General features: G+C 71.8%; 15 protein-coding genes. 1 reads left to right on the top strand and 14 read right to left on the bottom strand.

Features of this window, described 5'->3' with window-relative positions:
• Positions 1-130: 130 nt before the first annotated feature.
• Positions 131-889, bottom strand: coding sequence for a TraR/DksA family transcriptional regulator (locus ABZ920_RS05235; protein WP_361498981.1), 759 nt, complete (start codon positions 887-889; stop codon positions 131-133).
• 564 nt (positions 890-1,453) lie between these two features.
• Between ABZ920_RS05235 and ileS the strand changes: the two genes are divergently transcribed.
• Positions 1,454-4,606: an isoleucine--tRNA ligase gene (ileS, locus tag ABZ920_RS05230; RefSeq protein ID WP_361498979.1), complete on the top strand. Its 3,153-nt coding sequence runs from the start codon at positions 1,454-1,456 to the stop codon at positions 4,604-4,606.
• A gap of 337 nt (positions 4,607-4,943) precedes the next feature.
• Here ileS and ABZ920_RS05225 read toward each other — a convergent pair whose 3' ends face one another.
• The 13 genes from ABZ920_RS05225 to ABZ920_RS05165 all read right to left on the bottom strand — a co-directional run bounded on the left by ABZ920_RS05225 (position 4,944) and on the right by ABZ920_RS05165 (position 19,260).
• Positions 4,944-6,116: a DivIVA domain-containing protein gene (locus tag ABZ920_RS05225; RefSeq protein ID WP_361498977.1), complete on the bottom strand. Its 1,173-nt coding sequence runs from the start codon at positions 6,114-6,116 to the stop codon at positions 4,944-4,946.
• Positions 6,117-6,169: 53 nt separating this feature from the next.
• A complete protein-coding gene (locus ABZ920_RS05220; protein ID WP_276106645.1) occupies positions 6,170-6,454 on the bottom strand; it encodes a YggT family protein in 285 nt (94 codons plus the stop codon).
• A 51-nt stretch (positions 6,455-6,505) separates the two neighbouring features.
• Positions 6,506-7,150: a cell division protein SepF gene (gene sepF, locus ABZ920_RS05215; RefSeq protein WP_361498975.1), complete on the bottom strand. Its 645-nt coding sequence runs from the start codon at positions 7,148-7,150 to the stop codon at positions 6,506-6,508.
• A gap of 126 nt (positions 7,151-7,276) precedes the next feature.
• Complete coding sequence (locus ABZ920_RS05210) at positions 7,277-7,996, bottom strand: YggS family pyridoxal phosphate-dependent enzyme (protein WP_361498974.1); 720 nt, start codon at positions 7,994-7,996, stop codon at positions 7,277-7,279.
• A gap of 6 nt (positions 7,997-8,002) precedes the next feature.
• Positions 8,003-8,728 carry a peptidoglycan editing factor PgeF gene (pgeF, locus tag ABZ920_RS05205; protein ID WP_361498972.1) on the bottom strand — a complete coding sequence of 242 codons (726 nt, stop codon included), beginning with the start codon at positions 8,726-8,728 and terminating at the stop codon, positions 8,003-8,005.
• On the bottom strand, positions 8,725-9,936 hold the full coding sequence (gene ftsZ / locus ABZ920_RS05200) for a cell division protein FtsZ (RefSeq protein ID WP_361498970.1): 1,212 nt from the start codon (positions 9,934-9,936) through the stop codon (positions 8,725-8,727). The genes pgeF and ftsZ overlap by 4 nt, the downstream gene beginning before the upstream one ends.
• 287 nt (positions 9,937-10,223) lie before the next feature.
• The gene (locus ABZ920_RS05195; protein ID WP_361498968.1) at positions 10,224-11,018 is read right to left on the bottom strand and encodes an FtsQ-type POTRA domain-containing protein; all 795 of its coding nucleotides are present in this window, start codon (positions 11,016-11,018) and stop codon (positions 10,224-10,226) included.
• Between the two features lie 26 nt (positions 11,019-11,044).
• A complete protein-coding gene (gene murG, locus ABZ920_RS05190; protein WP_361498966.1) occupies positions 11,045-12,133 on the bottom strand; it encodes an undecaprenyldiphospho-muramoylpentapeptide beta-N-acetylglucosaminyltransferase in 1,089 nt (362 codons plus the stop codon).
• Between the two features lie 6 nt (positions 12,134-12,139).
• The gene (ftsW, locus tag ABZ920_RS05185; RefSeq protein ID WP_361498964.1) at positions 12,140-13,522 is read right to left on the bottom strand and encodes a putative lipid II flippase FtsW; all 1,383 of its coding nucleotides are present in this window, start codon (positions 13,520-13,522) and stop codon (positions 12,140-12,142) included.
• Between the two features lie 144 nt (positions 13,523-13,666).
• The gene (murD, locus tag ABZ920_RS05180; protein ID WP_361498962.1) at positions 13,667-15,085 is read right to left on the bottom strand and encodes a UDP-N-acetylmuramoyl-L-alanine--D-glutamate ligase; all 1,419 of its coding nucleotides are present in this window, start codon (positions 15,083-15,085) and stop codon (positions 13,667-13,669) included.
• The gene (gene mraY, locus ABZ920_RS05175) at positions 15,067-16,158 is read right to left on the bottom strand and encodes a phospho-N-acetylmuramoyl-pentapeptide-transferase (RefSeq protein ID WP_361499408.1); all 1,092 of its coding nucleotides are present in this window, start codon (positions 16,156-16,158) and stop codon (positions 15,067-15,069) included. Before mraY ends, murD begins: the two co-directional genes overlap by 19 nt.
• Positions 16,158-17,588, bottom strand: coding sequence for a UDP-N-acetylmuramoyl-tripeptide--D-alanyl-D-alanine ligase (murF, locus tag ABZ920_RS05170; RefSeq protein WP_361498960.1), 1,431 nt, complete (start codon positions 17,586-17,588; stop codon positions 16,158-16,160). The genes mraY and murF overlap by 1 nt, the downstream gene beginning before the upstream one ends.
• A gap of 4 nt (positions 17,589-17,592) precedes the next feature.
• Positions 17,593-19,260, bottom strand: a complete 1,668-nt coding sequence (locus ABZ920_RS05165; protein WP_361498958.1) for a UDP-N-acetylmuramoyl-L-alanyl-D-glutamate--2,6-diaminopimelate ligase — start codon at positions 19,258-19,260, stop codon at positions 17,593-17,595.
• Positions 19,261-19,303: the final 43 nt, after the last annotated feature.

Below are 19,303 nucleotides of genomic sequence, written 5' to 3'. Positions count from 1 at the left end.
GGTACGTGCGTGCCCGCGCGCGGTGACTCGGGGACGTCCGTCCTGGGGCCGGCGTGAGTTTCTCAGCGCCGGCCGCTGCGGGCGGGCACCCCCCGACACGGCCCCTTCCGTCCGTGGGCCGCTGCGGGGTTCAGCGGCGTTCCTGTTTCTGCTTGCACTCCACGCACAGCGTGGCGCGGGGGAAGGCCTGCATACGGGCCTTGCCGATGGGCTTGCCGCAGGTTTCGCACAGGCCGTACGTGCCCGTGGCCAGCCGGTCCAGTGCGCGTTCGGTCTGGGTGAGCATCTCGCGCGCGTTGGCGGTGAGGGCCATCTCGTGCTCGCGGGTGATGTTCTTGGTGCCCGTGTCGGCCTGGTCGTCGCCGGCGCCGTCCCCCGAGTCCCGCATCAGGCCGGCGAGCGACTGCTCCGCCGTGGTGATCTCCGCGTCCAGGCGCTCCATCTCGGACTGGAGTCCGGCGCGGGCCTCCTCGACCTCGTCCGCGGTCCAGGGGTCCTCGCCCGGGCGGACCGCGAGGTCGCCCGGTTCCGCGGCGTCGCCCCGCGCCTTGGGGACGGCGGACTGCTCGGCCGTGACCGTGCCAGGGGTCTTCTTCGCGCCCACTGTCGTGGCTCCCGTCTGCTTCGCGGCCCGTGCCGCGCCCGCCTTCTTCCCGACCGCGTCCGCGGTGGTCTTCCTGCCCGCCTTCCGGGCGGTGTTCTTCCTGGCCGGGGGCGCGGCGCCGGTCCCGGCCGTCACGCCGGTGGTCCTCTTCGCCGCTGCCCCGGTCCCGCTCTCGGCTCCGTCGACCCGGGCGCCGGTCTTCCCCCTCGTGTCCTCGGCCGCGCCGCCGGAGTCCTTCGCGGACCTGCCGGTCGCCGAATGCTCGGCGGTCTTCTTCGCCACCATGGCACGGCCCCTTCACATATTGTGATCTTTTTCGCGTATCGTGCTGGGACGATAAATCGACTTGAAGTCCCGCGGCAACGGGGCACGCCGCCGGATCGGCCCGCCGCGCGCGCCCCACGCGGCCGGCATGCATGCGTTGTGCCCAGCTCTTCGCCGGGTATTCCGCCGCGGCACGCGGCTCGGGATCCGCCACCGCCGACCTCGCCATTCGGGTCACCGGGCGGCCCGCGCCGCCGGCTGCGGAAACCGGTCGGCCGCTGTCCGCGCGGCGCCGTACACTGGGCGGAGCGAAAAGCGTGGATGGGGACGAGTAGCGGCGTAGGCAGCCCAGAGCGACCCGGGGACGGTGTGAGCCCGGGGGCGAGCGCGGCGTGAAGATCACCCCGGAGCCGCCGGAGGAACACCCGCCGAGGGTCAGTAGAACCGGCATCGCGATCCCAATGAGGGGGCTCACCGGTGCGTACGCGCCGGGGGCCAAGGAGGGTGGTACCGCGGGAGCGCGCCGCACACGGCGCAGGTCTCGTCCCTCCGACGGAAGGCAGTACGTCCGTTGGAGGAAGGTCGTTGAGTACGCAGCCGCAGTACCGCCAGGTGCCCGCCCAGGTCGACCTGCCCGCCCTCGAGCACGGGGTGCTCGACTTCTGGCGCGAGCAGAAGATCTTCGCCAAGAGCCTGGAGCAGTCCGAGGGCCGCCCCGAGTGGGTGTTCTACGAGGGACCGCCCACCGCCAACGGCATGCCGGGCGCCCACCACATCGAGGCCCGTGTCTTCAAGGACGTCTTCCCCCGCTTCCGCACCATGCGCGGCTACCACGTGGGCCGCAAGGCCGGCTGGGACTGCCACGGCCTCCCCGTGGAGCTGGCGGTGGAGAAGGAGCTCGGCTTCAGCGGCAAGCAGGACATCGAGGCGTACGGCATCGCCGAGTTCAACGCCAAGTGCCGCGAGTCCGTGACCCGGCACACCGACGCGTTCTCCGAGCTGACCACCCGCATGGGCTACTGGGTCGACCTGGACGACGCCTACCGGACGATGGACCCCGACTACGTCCAGTCGGTCTGGTGGTCGCTGAAGGAGATCTTCAACAAGGGGCTGCTGGTCCAGGACCACCGCGTCGCCCCCTGGTGCCCGCGCTGCGGCACCGGGCTGTCGGACCACGAACTGGCGCAGGGCTACGAGACGGTCGTCGACCCGTCGGTGTACGTCCGCTTCCCCCTCACCTCCGGCCCGCTCGCCGGCGAGGCGTCGCTGCTGGTGTGGACGACGACCCCGTGGACGCTCGTGTCGAACACCGCGGTCGCCGCGCACCCGGACGTCACCTACGTCGTCGCGACCGACGGCGAGGAGAAGCTGGTCGTGGCCGAGCCGCTCGTCGGCAAGGCCCTGGGCGAGGGCTGGGAGCCGACCGGGCAGACCTTCACCGGCGCCGAGATGGAGCGCTGGACCTACCGGCGCCCGTTCGAGCTGGTGGCCTTCCCGGAGGGCACCGAGGCGCACTTCGTCGTCAACGCGGAGTACGTCACGACCGAGGACGGCACGGGTCTGGTCCACCAGTCCCCCGCCTTCGGTGAGGAGGACCTGAAGGTCTGCCGCTCCTACGGGCTGCCGGTGGTCAACCCCGTGCGCCCGGACGGCACCTTCGAGGAGGACCTGCCGCTGGTCGGCGGCGTCTTCTTCAAGAAGGCCGACGAGCAGCTGACCGAGGACCTCGCCGGCCGTGGTCTGCTGTTCCGGCACCTGCCCTACGAGCACAGCTACCCCCACTGCTGGCGCTGCCACACCGCGCTGCTCTACTACGCGCAGCCCTCCTGGTACATCCGCACCACGGCCGTCAAGGACCGCCTGCTTCAGGAGAACGAGGGCACCAACTGGTACCCGGACACGGTCAAGCACGGCCGTTACGGCGACTGGCTGAACAACAACATCGACTGGGCGCTGTCCCGCAACCGCTACTGGGGCACCCCGCTGCCGATCTGGCGCTGCGCCGAGGACCACCTCACCTGCGTCGGCTCGCTGGCCGAGCTGACCGAGCTGACCGGCACCGACCAGTCCGGCCTCGACCCGCACCGCCCGTACATCGACGAGGTCACCTTCGCCTGCCCGCACGAGGGCTGTGGCGCGACGGCCACGCGGGTGCCCGAGGTCATCGACGCCTGGTACGACTCGGGCTCCATGCCGTTCGCCCAGTGGGGCTACCCCTACAAGAACAAGGAGCTGTTCGAGGCCCGCTACCCGGCGCAGTTCATCTGCGAGGCCATCGACCAGACCCGCGGCTGGTTCTACACGCTGATGGCGGTCGGCACGCTCGTCTTCGACAAGTCGTCCTACGAGAACGTGGTGTGCCTGGGCCACATCCTCGCCGAGGACGGCCGGAAGATGTCCAAGCACCTGGGCAACATCCTCCAGCCGATCCCGCTGATGGACCAGCACGGCGCGGACGCGGTCCGCTGGTTCATGGCGGCCGGCGGCTCCCCCTGGGCGGCCCGCCGCGTCGGCCACGGCACCATCCAGGAGGTCGTCCGCAAGACGCTCCTCACCTACTGGAACACCGTCGCCTTCCAGGCCCTGTACGCCCGGACGTCCGGGTGGGCGCCCTCGGAGGCGGACCCGGCCCCGGCGGACCGCCCGCTGCTGGACCGCTGGCTGCTCAGCGAGCTGCACGCGCTGACCGACCAGGTGACGCAGGCGCTGGAGGGCTACGACACCCAGCGCGCCGGCAAGCTGCTGTCGGCGTTCGTCGACGACCTGTCCAACTGGTACGTCCGCCGCTCCCGCCGCCGCTTCTGGCAGGGCGACAAGGCGGCGCTGCGCACGCTGCACGAGGTCCTGGAGACGGTGACCCGGCTGATGGCGCCGATCACCCCGTTCATCACCGAGCGGGTCTGGCAGGACCTCGTCGTGCCGGTGACCCCGGGCGCCCCGGAGTCGGTGCACCTGGCCACCTGGCCGGAGGCGGACCTGTCCGCGATCGACCCGGAGCTGTCGCGGCAGATGGTGCTGGTCCGCCGGCTGGTGGAGCTGGGCCGTGCCACCCGCGCGGAGTCGGGCGTCAAGACGCGCCAGCCGCTCTCCCGCGCCCTGGTGGCCGCCGCCGGCTTCGGGTCCCTGGACGAGGAGCTGCGCGCGCAGATCACCGAGGAGCTGAACGTGACGTCGCTGGCCTCGCTCAGCGAGGTCGGCGGCTCCCTGGTGGACACCACCGCCAAGGCCAACTTCCGGGCGCTGGGCAAGCGGTTCGGCAAGCGGGTCCAGGACGTGGCGAAGGCGATCGCGAACGCGGACGCGGCCGCGCTGTCCCTGGCGCTGCGCGAGGGCACGGCGTCGGTGGAGGTGGACGGTGAGACCGTCTCCCTCGCGCCCGACGAGGTGATCATCACGGAGACCCCGCGCGAGGGCTGGTCGGTGGCCTCCGACGCGGGCGCGACGGTGGCGCTGGACCTGGAGATCACGGAGGAACTGCGCCGGGCGGGCCTGGCCCGCGACGCGATCCGCCTGATCCAGGAGGCCCGCAAGAACAGCGGCCTCGACGTCGCCGACCGCATCGCGCTGCGCTGGACGTCCACGGACCCGGCGGTCCTGACGGCCCTGACCGAGCACGCCGGCCTCATCGCCGAGGAGGTCCTCGCCACGGACTTCGGCCAGGGCGAGGCCGGGGCCGGCTACGGCGAGCCCTTCACGGACGAGGGCCTGTCGCTGACCTTCCGGCTGCGCAAGGCGTAGTCGCCGGCGTCGGGGTTGACGTGGACGTCAGCCGGCGTCGGCGACACAGAGGGCCCGGCTCCGCCGATCAGGGGAGCCGGGCCCTCTTCGTTGACAGGGCGGGCGAGGGGAGGAAGACGCCGGGGGCGGACGATCCGCTGCTACCGGTGCCGTGGAGACCCCCGCGGCGTATGCGGCCGCGGCGGGGTGGGGTGGCCGCTCGGCGGGGCCACGCGGCCGGTCACCTGCCCCCGGCGGGCGCCGCCGGGCACCACGGACGAACAGGGCGGGGCCCCGGACCAGAGTCCGGGGCCCCGCCCTATGAACGCCGCCGACGGCTACGCCGTACCGCCCACTGTCAGTTGTCGTCCTCGTCGATCAGGAACCCGCGCATCGGCGAGGGGGCCTGACCCATCGGCGAGGGGCCCTGCGGGCGCACCGGCGCCATCGGCTGGGTCATCGCCGGGGACATCTGCTGCTGACCGCCGTAGGACGGACCGGACGGGCCGGGCGCACCGCCCATCTGCTGGTTGCCGCCGCCGTACGACGGGGCGCTCGCGCCGGCCGGGGCCATGGAGGGCGCCGGGGACGGCGGCAGCGACGCGGTCGCCGGGGTGCGCGGCGGGGCCAGGGAGTCGTCCGCCTGCGTCTCCAGCTGGCGCAGCTGCGACTCCAGGTAGGACTTCAGCCGCGTGCGGTACTCGCGCTCGAAGCCGCGCAGGTCCTCGACCTTGCGCTCCAGCGTGGCGCGGGCGGACTCCAGGGAGCCCATCGCGACGCGGTGCTTCTCCTGCGCGTCCCGCTCCAGCGCGTCGGCCTTGGCGCGGGCGTCCCGCTCCAGACCCTCGGCACGGCTGCGGGCCTCGCCGACGATCTTGTTGGCCTCGGACCGGGCCTCGGCGATCGCCTGGTCGGCGGTCTGCTGGGCCAGCGACAGGACGCGGGCCGCGCTGTCGCCACCGGGACCCTGACCCATCGGGCCGGGACCGCCCATGGGGCCGCCCATCGGTCCGGGACCCATCTGACCCTGCATCGGGCCCTGGCCCATCGGACCCTGGCCCATCGGACCCTGCATCTGACCCTGCATCGGGCCCTGGCCCATCGGACCCTGGCCCATCGGACCCTGGCCCATCGGGCCGGGGCCCTGGGGACCCTGGCCGCCGGGACCGGCCGGCAGCTGCGGGGCACCGCTCGGCAGCTGGGGCGGGCCACCCATGGGGCCGCCCATCTGCTGCTGCGGCGGGCCCGATATCCCGGCGGGGACGGGAGCGCCGGGACCTCGCATGCCCTGCTGCTGGTGCTGCGGCGGCTGCTGGTCCTCCGGGGGCTTGCGCATGTTCTGCTGGTTCTGGGCGGCGGCACGCGTCGCCGCGGCCAGCTTGGCGCGCAGGTCCTCGTTCTCCCGGAGGAGACGGGTCAGCTCGGCTTCGACCTCGTCGAGGAAGGCATCGACCTCGTCCTCGTCATAGCCTTCTCGGAGGCGGACGGTCGTGAACTGCTTGTTCCGCACGTCCTCGGGGGTCAACGGCATCTCTTCACCTCAACGTAGTCGTCGGCGTTCGGCAAGACGGTAGTTCACATCGCTCACAGCCGGCTCACGATCGAGATCAGGATGTAGACGATGATCATCAGCACGAAGAAGGACAGGTCGAGCGCCACGCCCCCGAGACGCAGCGGCGGAATGAACCGCCGCAGAAGCTTCAGCGGTGGATCGGTGACAGTGTAGGTGGCCTCGAGAATGACCACCATCGCCTTGCCGGGTTGCCACGAGCGGGCGAACTGGAAGACGTAGTCCATGACCAACCGGAAGATCAGCACGATGAGGAAGCACATCAGCGCGATGTAGATCACGTCCAGGAACACGCTCATGACCCGTGCTTCCCTCTCCCCTGTTTCCCTTGCGCTGTCCGGTAGTGCGTCTCAGCTCTGGTTGAAGAACCCGCCCTCTGCGATACGGGCCTTGTCCTCCGCCGTGACATCGACGTTAGCAGGCGACAACAGGAACACCTTCTGCGTCACCCGTTCGATGCTGCCGTGAAGACCAAACACCAAACCAGCCGCAAAGTCGACAAGTCGCTTCGCGTCCGTGTCATCCATCTCAGTGAGATTCATGATCACCGGGGTGCCCTCACGGAAGTGTTCCCCGATAGTACGGGCCTCGTTGTAGGTCCGGGGGTGGAGCGTGGTGATTCGGTACGGCTCCCGCTCCGACACGACCTTGGGCATGATCACCGGTGCGTTCTTCTCCAGGCTCTGACGTTCTTGTGTGATGGATGCCACGGGCGCGATGCGCGCCGGACGGGCCGATTCCGCCGGAAGCGAAGTGGCGTGGGGGACCGGCTCGCGCGGCGCCGGAGGCTGCACCACTCGAACCGGTTCGTCCCTTTGTGGCTCGTGTGTTCCAAGTGACTGGGGGTGCGGCGGCTCGTGCCGTCGCCGGTCCCGCTCGGGCTCCGGGTCCAGTTCGGGTTCGAAGTCGTCATCGGGGTCGAATCCCCGGCCGTCGTACCCATCGTCCTCCACGAGGCCGAGGTAGACCGCCATCTTGCGCATCGCGCCGGCCATTCTCCGAGTCCTCCGCTCTGTGGTGGATCCGCTGACGACTGCCAAGTCCCGCGATCCACGTGGTCGTTGCGCCCTCTTCGGCGGTATTGACCATATTTTCTGCTGTGGTCCGACTTCCTGGCGACGTTACCCGAGCCCGGGGCGGACTCCGAGTACCGCGGTGCCGACGCGCACATGTGTCGCTCCGGCCGCGACGGCCTCCTCGAGATCCGCACTCATCCCTGCTGAGACCATGGTTGCAGCCGGATGGGCTCTGCGCAGGTCGGTCGACAAATCCATGAGCCGTTCGAACGCCGCCCGTTGACGTCCCGCGTACTCCCCGGTGAGCGGCGCGACGGTCATCAGGCCGTCGAGCCTGAGACCCGGGGACCCGGCGACGAGATCGGCCAACTCGCCGATTCCGCCGGGCGCCACGCCGCCGCGCTCGCCCCGTCCGTTCTCCCCCGCGTCGAGGGCGACCTGGATGAGGCAGCCCACCTCGCGCCCGGCCCGCACGGCCTCCTTCGACAGGGCCGTGACGAGCCGTGAACGGTCGACGGACTGCACGACGTCGGCGTAACCGGCCACGGAACGCACTTTGTTGGTCTGCAACTGGCCCACGAAGTGCCAGGTGAGGGGCAGATCCGCACACGCGGCGGCCTTGGGCGCCGCCTCCTGGTCGCGGTTCTCGGCGACCTGCCGCACCCCGAGGTCCGCCAGGATCCGCACGTCCGACGCCGGGTAGGTCTTGGTGACCACGATGAGGGTCACCTCCTCCCGTGCGCGGCCGGCGGCCGCGCAGGCGGCGGCGATGCGTTCTTCCACCCTCGCCAGATTCCCGGCCAGTTCGCCCTTACGCTCCGTCATGCCCCATCAGTCCAGCCAGACATAGCCCGCGAGCCGCCCGGTGGTGCGGTCACGGCGGTACGAGTAGTGGTCGCGCGACTCGCGCGTGCACACCGGCGACTGCCGCCGGTCGCGCACCCCGAGCCGTTCGAGCTGCGCGTACACCCCGGCGCTCACGTCGACCGCCGGCGTGCCCCAGCTCGTCTCGGCGTGCGCCGCCGGCTCGACGGCGGCCACCTCGGCGCGCATCTCCTCCGGCACCTCGTAGCACCGGCCGCAGACGGCCGGTCCGGTGCGGGCGACGATCCGGGCGGGCTCGGCACCGAGCGAGACCATCGCGTCGACGGCGGCGGGCACGATCCCGGCGACCATGCCGGGCCGTCCCGCGTGGGCCGCCGCCGCCACCTTGGCGACCGGGTCCGCGAGCAGCACCGGCACGCAGTCGGCGGTCAGGACGGCGAGTGCGAGGCCGCGGGCCGCGGTCACCAGGCCGTCGGCCTCCGGGGCACCGGCGGTCCACGGGCCGTCCACCCGGGCGACCTCGCGGCCGTGCACCTGGTTCATCCAGACCACGCGGTCCGGCTCGAGTCCCAGGGCTCCGGCGGCCAGTTCGCGGTTGGTGCGCACGGCGCCGGGGTCGTCGCCGACCGCGCCGCCGAGATTGAGCTCCTCGTACGGAACGGCGCTCACCCCGCCCCACCGGTCGGTGAAGGCGAAGTGCGCGCCGTTCACGGTGTCGCGCTGTCCTATCACTTCAGGAAGTCCGGCACGTCCAGTTCCTCGGCCGCGCTGTCCGCGTAGGTCCGCGACGGCGGGAGCGGCGGAGTGGGGGCCGGGAGGTCGGTCACCGGTTCCGGAGCCGGCGCCGGAACGGCCGGCTCCGGCTCCTCCTTGGGCGTGACGCTGCCGAGGGAGCCGAACGTCGGCCGGCTCTCGGGCTGCGTCCGCACCGGGGCGGGCTCCTCGCGCTTGACCGAGGACGAGCCGAGGACGTTGTCGCGCCGGGCCGGCGGCTGGCCGCCGTCGAAGCCGGCCGCGATCACGGTGACCCGGACCTCGTCGCCGAGGGCGTCGTCGATGACGGCGCCGAAGATGATGTTGGCCTCGGGGTGGGCGGCCTCGCTGACCAGCTGGGCGGCCTCGTTGATCTCGAACAGGCCGAGGTCGGAGCCGCCGGAGATGGACAGCAGCACGCCCCGTGCGCCGTCGATGGACGCCTCGAGGAGCGGGGAGGAGATCGCCATCTCGGCCGCGGCCACGGCGCGGTCGTCGCCGCGGGCGGAGCCGATGCCCATGAGGGCCGAACCGGCCTCGGACATGACCGACTTCACGTCGGCGAAGTCCAGGTTGATCAGGCCGGGGGTGGTGATCAGGTCGGTGATGCCCTGCACACCGGACAGCAGCACCTGGTCCGCGGACTTGAACGCGTCGAGCACGCTGACCTGGCGGTCCGAGATGGACAGCAGCCGGTCGTTGGGGATGACGATGAGGGTGTCGACCTCTTCGCGAAGCTCGGCGATGCCGTCCTCGGCCTGGTTGGCCCGGCGCCGTCCCTCGAAGGTGAACGGGCGGGTGACCACGCCGATGGTGAGGGCACCGAGGGAGCGTGCGATGTTGGCCACGACGGGCGCGCCGCCGGTGCCGGTGCCGCCGCCTTCACCGGCCGTCACGAAGACCATGTCGGCCCCCTTGAGGACCTCCTCGATCTCCTCGCGGTGGTCCTCGGCGGCCTTGCGGCCGACGGCCGGGTTGGCTCCGGCGCCGAGTCCGCGGGTGAGTTCGCGGCCGACGTCGAGCTTGACGTCGGCGTCGCTCATCAACAGCGCCTGTGCGTCGGTGTTGATGGCGATGAACTCGACGCCCTTGAGACCGACCTCGATCATCCGGTTGATGGCATTGACACCACCGCCGCCGACACCGATGACTTTGATGACTGCGAGGTAGTTCTGCGGTGCTGCCACGTCGAAGGCCTCTCGCCTCGAGTTACGTGTCACCGGCCCGCGGGACGCGCTGCGCGCCGCGATCCGACGACTGATGCCGAATGGGACGGTTCCGAATGCCGACCCGAACCCTAACCCTGAAGTTTAGGGTTACCAGTGTGCCTGTTCCGTGAAGTCTTCTGAACAGGACAGTAAGTCGACACGTGGCGCCCGTTCAACGAACACGCCGAACCTCCCGTTTTTCTTTTCACCCTATGTGATCAGGCACAGCGGTGCCCACCCAGGGTGCTGGCCTGCTCTGATGTGCGTCAACTCCCTGATGACGCAGGCGCCGTGGGGACACTGACGTCGAAGTGCCGCGCCCCGGGCGAGGCTTTCATCAGAGCGGTCAGCGCACGGGCCTTCTCGTGTGCCCGCTCACCGCTGCCCCACGCCACGGTGCGCCCGCCGCTCAACTCCAGCGAGATGTCGTCATAGGTACGGACCTTGACGACCCTGGTCTGCCGTGCGACGGCGGCGGGGATGCGCCCGGCCACCGCGACCGCCTCGCGCACCAGCCGGTCCGGGGGGAAGCGGCGCAGGCTCGCCGCGGTGGAGGGCGTGCGGGAGAGGGCGAGTTCCAGGACGGGCACACCTCTCGGCGCGCGGGACAGCGTGGCGAACCGGACCCCCTCGTCGTCCACTTCGACGAACTTCCCGCCCTTCCTCTCCACCAGGACCGCGGTACGCTCCGTCACCTCGAGGGTGATGCCGTCGGGCCATGAGCGGCCGACGGTCACCACGTCGATCCGGGGCAGTCCGCGGCGCAGCCGGGCCTCGATGGCGTCGGTGTCCACGGACGCGAGCGGAGCCCCGAGGGGGACCTCGGCGGCCGCGCGCACCTGCGCGGGGGTCAACACGCGGGTGCCGGAGACGGATACCCGCTCCACGCGCAGCCACTGCGAGCCGTACAGCACCCAGAGCGAGGCGCCGCCGAGGAGGGCGCCGGCGGCCGCCAGGATGACGATCGTACGAAGGCGCCGACGCCTCAACCGGCCGGCCCGAGGCGGGCCGGACGACTCCTGTCGGCGGTCACCGCGCTCGGCGGTCGTCGGTCCGGCCACGCTCTCTGCCCTCCGTGCGTAGGGTCCTAACGGTGCGAGGCGATGGCCTCGTACACCATGCCGACGAGCAGGTCGTCGGCGTCCCGGCGGCCGAACTCGGCGGCGGCGCGGGACATCTGGTACAGCCGGTGCGGATCGGCGAGCACGGGCAGGACGTTCTGCTGCACCCACTCCGGGGTCAGCTCCGCGTCGTCGACCAGCAGGCCGCCGCCGGCCTTCACCACCGGCTGGGCGTTCAGCCGCTGTTCGCCGTTGCCGATGGGCAGCGGGACGTAGGCGGCCGGGAGTCCGACGGCGGAGAGCTCGGCGACGGTCATCGCGCCCGCGCGGCAGAGCATCAAGTCGGCCGCGGCGTACGCGAGGTCCATCCGGTCCAGGTAACTTACCGGGATGTAGGGGGGCATTCCCGGCATCTGGTGCACCTGTGGCAGTTCGTTCTTCGGGCCGACCGCGTGCAGGATCTGGATCCCGGCCTGCTGGAGGTAGGGGGCGACCTGCTGGACGACCTCGTTGAGGCGGCGGGCGCCCTGTGAGCCGCCGGAGACCAGCAGCGTCGGCAGGTTGGGGTCGAGCCCGAACGCCGCCCGCGCCTCGGGGCGCACGGCCGCCCGGTCGAGGGTCGAGATGGAGCGGCGCAGCGGGATGCCGATGTAGCGGGCGCCCCGCAGCTTGCTGTCCGGCGTGGACACGGCGACCTGGGCGGCGTACCGCGAACCGATCTTGTTGGCCAGGCCGGGGCGGGCGTTCGCCTCGTGAATGACGATCGGCACCCCGAGCCGCTTGGCCGCCAGGTAGCCGGGCAGGGCCACGTAGCCGCCGAAGCCGACGACGGCGTCCGCCTTGGTGCGCTCCAGGACCTGCTCGGCGGCCTTGATCGTGCCGCGCAGCCGGCCCGGGACGGTGATCAGCTCGGGGGTGGGCTTGCGCGGCAGCGGCACCGCCGGAATGAGCGCCAGCTCATAGCCCCGCTCCGGGACCAGCCGGGTCTCCAGGCCGCGCTCCGTGCCCAGGGCCGTGATCCCCACGGTCGGGTCCTGCCTGCGCAGGGCGTCCGCGAGGGCGAGCGCGGGCTCGATGTGGCCGGCGGTCCCCCCACCGGCGAGTACGACATGCACCGAAATTCACCGCTCTCCGGACGAACGCGCCGCCGAGGCGCGCCGTCTCATCGTGTTCCATCTCCGAGGCTCCCGATCGGGCCCACGCCGGGTTCCCCGATCGGCTGCGGAACCTCCCGCCCGCTTTCTACCAAAGCGGGGTTGCCGCATCGCAAGCGCCGCCCGCGCAGCGGGCTCGTCGCGCGCGAAGGCGATCAGCAGCCCGATGGCGAACATGGTCGGCAGCAGGGCGGACCCTCCGTAGGAGAACAGCGGGAGGGGGACACCGGCGATCGGCAGCAGACCGAGCACCGCACCGATGTTGATCACCGCCTGCGCGGTGATCCAGGTGGTCACGCCTCCCGCGGCATACCTGACGAAGGGGTCCTCCGTGCGTCCGGCCACGCGGATACCCGCATAGCCTAGAGCCGCGAAGAGGGCGAGCACCGACAGTGTTCCCGCCAGACCCAGTTCCTCACCGGTGACGGCGAAGATGAAGTCCGTATGGGCTTCGGGGAGTTGGCCCCATTTCTCCACACTCGCGCCCAGGCCGGATCCGAAGAACCCGCCCGACGCGAGGGCGTAGATCCCGTGCACGGCCTGCCAGCAGGTCCCTCCCGGCCCGAGGTCGGTGGCGCCGATGCAGGCGAGCCGGTCCATGCGGTTGGGGTTGGTCTTGATCAGGAACACCCCGATCGCGGCGGCGACCGACAGCACGCCGACGAACAGCCGCGTGGGCGCGCCCGCCAGCCACAGCAGGCCGAACAGGATCGCGGTGAGGATGATCGCCGTCCCCATGTCGCCGCCGAGCATGATCAGACCGAGCAGCATGAAGGCGACCGGCACGAGCGGCACCAGCATGTGCTTCCACTGGGCCAGCAGCCTCCGGTCCTGCTTGCGCGCGATCAGGTCGGCGCCCCACAGCACCAGGGCCAGCTTGCCGATCTCGCTGGGCTGGATCTGGAAGGAGCCGCCGAGCGAGATCCAGTTCTGGTTGCCGTTGACCGACATCCCTATCCCCGGCACCTGCACCAGCACCATCAGGAACACCGCGCCCGCCAGGATCGGGTAGGCGAGCGCCCGGTGCAGCCGCACCGGCATCCGGGACGCCGCGAAGAGCAGCCCGCCCCCGATGACGGCGGCGAGCAGCTGCTTGCGGAAGAAGTACGAGCCCGGCAGCGACATCTGCAGCGCCGTGATCTGGGAGGCCGAGTAGACCATCACCAGGCCGAGGACGGTGATCAGCAGACTGCCGCCGAGGATCAGGTAGTACGCGGTCAGCGGCCGGTCCCAGGCGCGGCGGGCGCGCGTGAACAGCCGGCGCACGGGGTTGTCCCCGAGCGGCCGGGAGCTCACGGGCCGCCGCGCGGCCCGCTGGACGGGCGCCCGTCCGGTGCGGCTACCGGGCATCGGTGCCTCCCCCGTACGGCAGCGGTGACCGCGTGCGTACGGTCCGCCGCGCCCGCGGGGCGCGCCCGCCCGTGCCGGCGCGCCCCTTGCGCTCACTCGCGCGTCCCATGCGTCCCTCCCAAGGTCGCCCGGCAGGCGGCCGGGTCAGGCGCCGAGTTCGCGCACCGCCTGGGCGAACGCGTCACCGCGCCTGTTGTAGTTGGCGAACATGTCCATGGAGGCGCAGGCCGGGGCGAGCAGCACCGTGTCGCCGGGCTCGGCGAGCCGCTGCGCCTCCTGGACGGCCTGGAGCATGGCCCCAGTGTCGGTCCGGTCGAGGTCGACGACGGGTACTTCCGGGGCGTGTCGCGCGAGGGCTTCGCGGATCAGCGCGCGGTCGGCGCCGATGAGGACCGCTCCGCGCAGCCGCCTCGCCGACCTGGCGACCAGTTCGTCGAAGGTCGCGCCCTTGGCCAGTCCGCCGGCGATCCACACGATGGACTCGTAGGCCGCCAACGAGGCTTCCGCCGCGTGCGTGTTGGTGGCCTTGGAGTCGTCGACGTAGGCGACGCCGTCCAGGTCGGCCACGTGCGCGATGCGGTGGGCGTCCGGGGTGAACGCCCGCAGACCGTCCCGTACGGCCCTGGCGGGCACCCCGAAGGCGCGCGCGAGGGCGGCCGCGGCGAGGGCGTTGGCGATGTTGTGCGGGGCCGGCGGGTGGACGTCGGAGACCTCGGCGAGTTCCTGGGCGTTCTTCTGCCGGTTCTCGACGAACGCCCGGTCGACCAGGATGCCGTCCACGACGCCGAGTTGGGACGGCCCCGGCGTGCCGAGGGTGAAGCCGACCGCCCGGCAGCCCTCCTCGACGTCGGCCGCGCGGACCAGGTCCTCGGTGGCCTTGTCGGCGACGTTGTAGACGCAGGCGACCCGATTGCCTTCGTAGATGCGGCCCTTGTCGGCGGCGTAGGCCTCCATGGAGCCGTGCCAGTCGAGGTGGTCGGGTGCCAGGTTGAGCACGGCGGCGGAGTGGGCGCGCAGCGACGGCGCCCAGTGGAGCTGGTAGCTCGACAGCTCCACCGCGAGGACGTCGTACTGCTCCTCGCCGAGCACCGCGTCCAGCAGGGAGACGCCGATGTTGCCGACGGCGGCGGTGCGCAGGCCCGCCGCCTTCAGGATGGCGGCGAGCATCTGCACGGTCGTGGTCTTGCCGTTGGTGCCGGTGACGGCCAGCCAGGGGGCGGCGCCGGGGCCGCGCAGCCGCCAGGCCAGCTCGACGTCGCCCCAGACCGGGACGCCCGCCTCGGCCGCCGCGGCGAACAGCGGCTTGTCCGGCTTCCAGCCGGGCGCGGTGACGACGAGTTCGGTGCCCTCGGGCAGGGTCGCCCCGTCGCCGAGGCGCACGGTGACGCCCAGGGACCTCAGTTCGGCCGCCTGCTCCCGTGCCCGTTCGTCGTCGCCGTCGTTGACGACGGTGACGCGGGCGCCGAGGCCGCTCAGCACCTTGGCCGCCGGGACGCCGGAGACGCCGAGCCCGGCGACGGTGACGTTCTTCCCCTGCCAGTCGGTCACTTGTCCGCTGCCCATCCCGCGTAGAAGAGGCCCAGTCCGACGATCACGCAGATGCCCTGGATGATCCAGAAACGGACCACGACGAGCACTTCGGACCAGCCCTTGAGTTCGAAGTGGTGCTGGAGCGGCGCCATCCGGAACACCCGCTTGCCGGTGAGGCGGAAGGAGCCGACCTGGATGACCACCGACATGGTGATCAGGACGAACAGGCCGCCGAGCAGCGCGAGCAGCAGCTCGGTGCGGGAGCAGATCGCGAGGCCGGCGAGCACACCGCCGAGCGCCAGCGAACCGGTGTCGCCCATGAAGATCTTGGCGGGCGAGGTGTTCCACCACAGGAAGCCGAGGCAGGCGCCCATCAGCGCCGAGGCGACGACGGCGAGGTCGAGCGGGTCGCGGACCTCGAAGCAGGCGTTCGGGTTCGTCAGCGTCATGGAGTTGGCGCACGACTCCTGGAACTGCCAGACGCCGATGAAGGTGTAGGCGCCGAAGACGAGCACGGAGGCGCCGGTCGCCAGGCCGTCCAGGCCGTCGGTGAGGTTCACGCCGTTCGACATCGCGAGGATCATGAACAGCGCCCAGACCACGAACAGCACCGGGCCGATCGTCCAGCCGAAGTCCGTGATGAACGACAGCTTGGTGGAGGCGGGGGTGTTGCCGCGGTTGTCGGAGAACTGCAGCGCGAGCACCGCGAAGGCGATGCCGACGATGAGCTGGCCGGCCATCTTCGCCTTGGCGCGCAGGCCCAGCGAACGGCGCTTGACGATCTTGATGTAGTCGTCGAGGAAGCCGACCAGGCCCATGCCGACCATCAGGCCGAGGACCAGCAGACCCGAGAAGGTGGGCGCCGCGTCGGCCTCCGGGTCCAGGTAGACCGTGATCACCTTGGCCAGGAAGTACGCGGCGACCGTCGCCAGGATGAACGCGATGCCGCCCATGGTCGGCGTACCGCGCTTGCTGGCGTGCTCGCGCGGGCCGTCGTCGCGGATGTACTGGCCGTAGCCCTTGCGGGCGAGGAGCTTGATCAGCAGCGGTGTGCCGACCAGCGTCAGGAAGAGGCCAATGACACCTGCGAACAGGATCTGCTTCATCATCGGGCGGCAACCTCACCCTCGGCACCGGTCTCCAGGAGCGCCTGGGCGACGCTCTCGAGACCGACCGAACGCGACGCCTTCACGAGTACGACGTCCCCCGGGCGCAACTCGCTGCGCAACAGGTCGATCGCCGCCTGTGCGTCGGACACGTGCACCGACTCCTCACCCCACGAACCCTCGTTATATGCGCCCAGTTGCAGCCAGGACGCTTCCCTGCCCCCGACCGCGACGAGCTTGCTGACGTTGAGCCGGACGGCGAGCCGCCCGACCGCGTCGTGCTCGGCGAGCGCCTCGTCCCCGAGCTCGGCCATCTTGCCGAGCACCGCCCACGTGCGACCCCCTCGTGCCCGTGAGGCCTCCCCCATCGCCACCAGCGCGCGCAGGGCGGCCCGCATGGACTCCGGGTTCGCGTTGTAGGCGTCGTTGACGATCGTCACGCCGTCAGGGCGCTCGGTGACCTCCATCCGCCAGCGGGAGAGGGAGCCCGCCTCGGAGAGGGCGGTGGCGATCTCCTCCGCGGACATGCCCAGCTCATGGGCGACGGCGGCCGCGGCGAGCGCGTTCGACACGTGGTGCTCACCGTACAGGCGCATGGTCACATCGCTTGCACCGGAGGGTGTGTGAAGCCTGAACGAGGGCCGTCCGCTGTCCGTGAGTCGCACGTTCTCGGCTGAGACGTCCGCTTCGTCGGACTCCCCGAAGAGGACCACCTTCGCCTTGGTGCGGGCGGCCATGGCCCGGACCAACGGGTCGTCGGCGTTGAGGACCGCCACGCCCCCGTCCGCGGCCGCGGGCAGCGACTCGACCAACTCGCCCTTGGCCTGGGCGATCTGCTCCCGGCCGCCGAACTCACCGATGTGGGCGGAGCCGACGTTCAGCACGACGCCGATCCTCGGCGGTGTCAGCTCCGTCAGGTACCGGATGTGGCCGATGCCGCGGGCGCCCATCTCCAGCACGAGGAACCTGGTCTCCTCGGTGGCGGTCAGCGCGGTCAGCGGCAGCCCGATCTCGTTGTTGAGGGAGCCGGGGGTGAAGACCGTCGGCCCCGACCGCTGCAGCACCTGGGCGATGAGGTCCTTGGTGCTGGTCTTGCCGGCCGAGCCGGTCAGGGCCACGAGGGTCGTGCCGAGCCGGCGCACCACGTGGCGGGCGAGGGCGCCGAGGGCGGCCTGCACGTCGTCGACCACGATCGCGGGCACGCCGACGGGGCGCGACGCCAGCACGGCGGCGGCGCCCGCCTCCACGACGGCCCGGGCGAAGTCGTGGCCGTCGACGCGCTCGCCGACGAAGGCGACGAAGAGGCTGCCCGGTCCCGCCTCGCGGGAGTCCCGGACGACGGGTCCGGTGACCTGGACGGACGGATCCGGTATGTCGTGCTTCTGCCCGCCGACGACTTCTGCGATCTCGGCGAGGGAGAGGGCGATCACAAGTTCATCCCTGGGTCTTCTGGATAGCTTCGCGGAGCACCTGGCGGTCGTCGAAGGGACGGACCACTCCGGCGATGTCCTGGCCCTGCTCGTGGCCCTTGCCCGCGACCAGCACCGTGTCCCCGGGCCGGGCCCGGGCGACGGCGGCGGCGATCGCGGCGGCCCGGTCCTCGAACAGGAGCACCTCGCCGCGCTCGTGCGCGGGCACGGACGCCGCGCCCTGGAGCATGGTCGCGAGGATGGCGAGGGGGTCCTCGGAGCGGGGGTTGTCCGAGGTCAGCACGGCCGTGTCGGCGAGCCGGGCCGCGGCGGCGCCCATCGGCGCGCGCTTGGTGGTGTCACGGTCGCCGCCGCAGCCGAGGACGACGTGCACGCGGCCCTTGGTGACCTTGCGCAGGGCGCGGAGCACCGATTCGACGGCGTCCGTCTTGTGCGCGTAGTCGACCACGGCGAGGTAGGGCTGTCCGGCGTCCACGCGCTCCAGGCGGCCGGGCACGCCCGGCACCGCGGCGATGCCGTCGGCCGCGGTCTGCGGGTCGAGTCCCGCGGCGGCCAGCGCGACGATCGCGGCGAGGGTGTTGGCCACGTTGAAGGGGCCCGGCAGGGGCGATCTGGCGCTGACGCGCCGGCCCTCGGGCCCGACGGCGGTGAACGTGGAGTCCATGGGGCCGATGTGCACGTCCTCGGCGCGCCAGTCGGCGTCGGGGTGCCCCTCGGCGGAGTACGTGACGACGGGCACCGTGGCCTCCGCGGCGAGCCGGCGACCGTACTCGTCGTCGTGGTTGACCACGCCGAGCCGGCTGCGCTCGGGCGTGAAGAGCTGCGCCTTGGCCCGGAAGTAGTCCTCCATGTCGGAGTGGAACTCCATGTGCTCCGGGCTCAGGTTGGTGAACACGCCGACGTCGAAGACGCAGCCGTCGACCCGGCCGAGGACCAGGGCGTGGCTGGAGACCTCCATGGCGACGGCCTCGACACCGCGTTCGCGCATGACGGCGAACAGCGCCTGGAGGTCGGTGGCCTCCGGCGTGGTGCGCTCGGACTTGATGCGCGTCTCGCCGATGCGCATCTCCACCGTGCCGATCAGCCCCGTGGCCCTGACCGTCTTCAGGCCGCCCTCGACCAGGTAGGCGGTGGTGGTCTTGCCGGAGGTGCCGGTGATGCCGATCTGGAGCAGGTCGCGCCCGGGACGGCCGTAGATGGTGGCCGCGAGCTCGCCCATGCGGCCGCGCGGATCGTCGACGACCAGCACGGGCAGGCCGCTCGCGGCGGCGCGCCCGGCGCCCGCCGGGTCGGTCAGCACGGCGGCGGCGCCGAGGGAGGCGGCCTGCGCGACGAAGTCGGCGCCGTGGGCGCGGGCGCCGGGCAGGGCGGCGTACAGGTCGCCGGGGCGCACGGCGCGCGAGTCATGGGTGATGCCCGTGACCTCGACGCCGTCCCGCGCGCCCGCCGGCTGCCCGGCACCCAGCTGCCCGGCGAGCTCCGCGAGGGGTGTGGCGGAGACCTGGGCCGGCCGTGGCGGTCCCGGATAGGTCACGGAAGCGCCCTTCTGGGTGATGTGGGACTGATCAGCGTGTGGCACGGCGGTGAGCGTACCGGGCGCGGCCGCCCGGGAGCGAAGTGAGCTGCCGGCGGGGTCGTCGTGGTTCCCGGGATCGGGGGTGATCGTTGTCACGGGCTCGTTCCTGATCGGTGGTGCGCGGCGGTGCGGGTGGCGG

This window comes from Streptomyces sp. NPDC046831 (assembly GCF_040645305.1).
Taxonomy (GTDB): Bacteria; Actinomycetota; Actinomycetes; order Streptomycetales; family Streptomycetaceae; genus Streptomyces.
The sequence above is the reverse complement of the archived record's forward strand: the minus strand, read 5'-3'. Positions and strand labels throughout refer to the sequence as shown.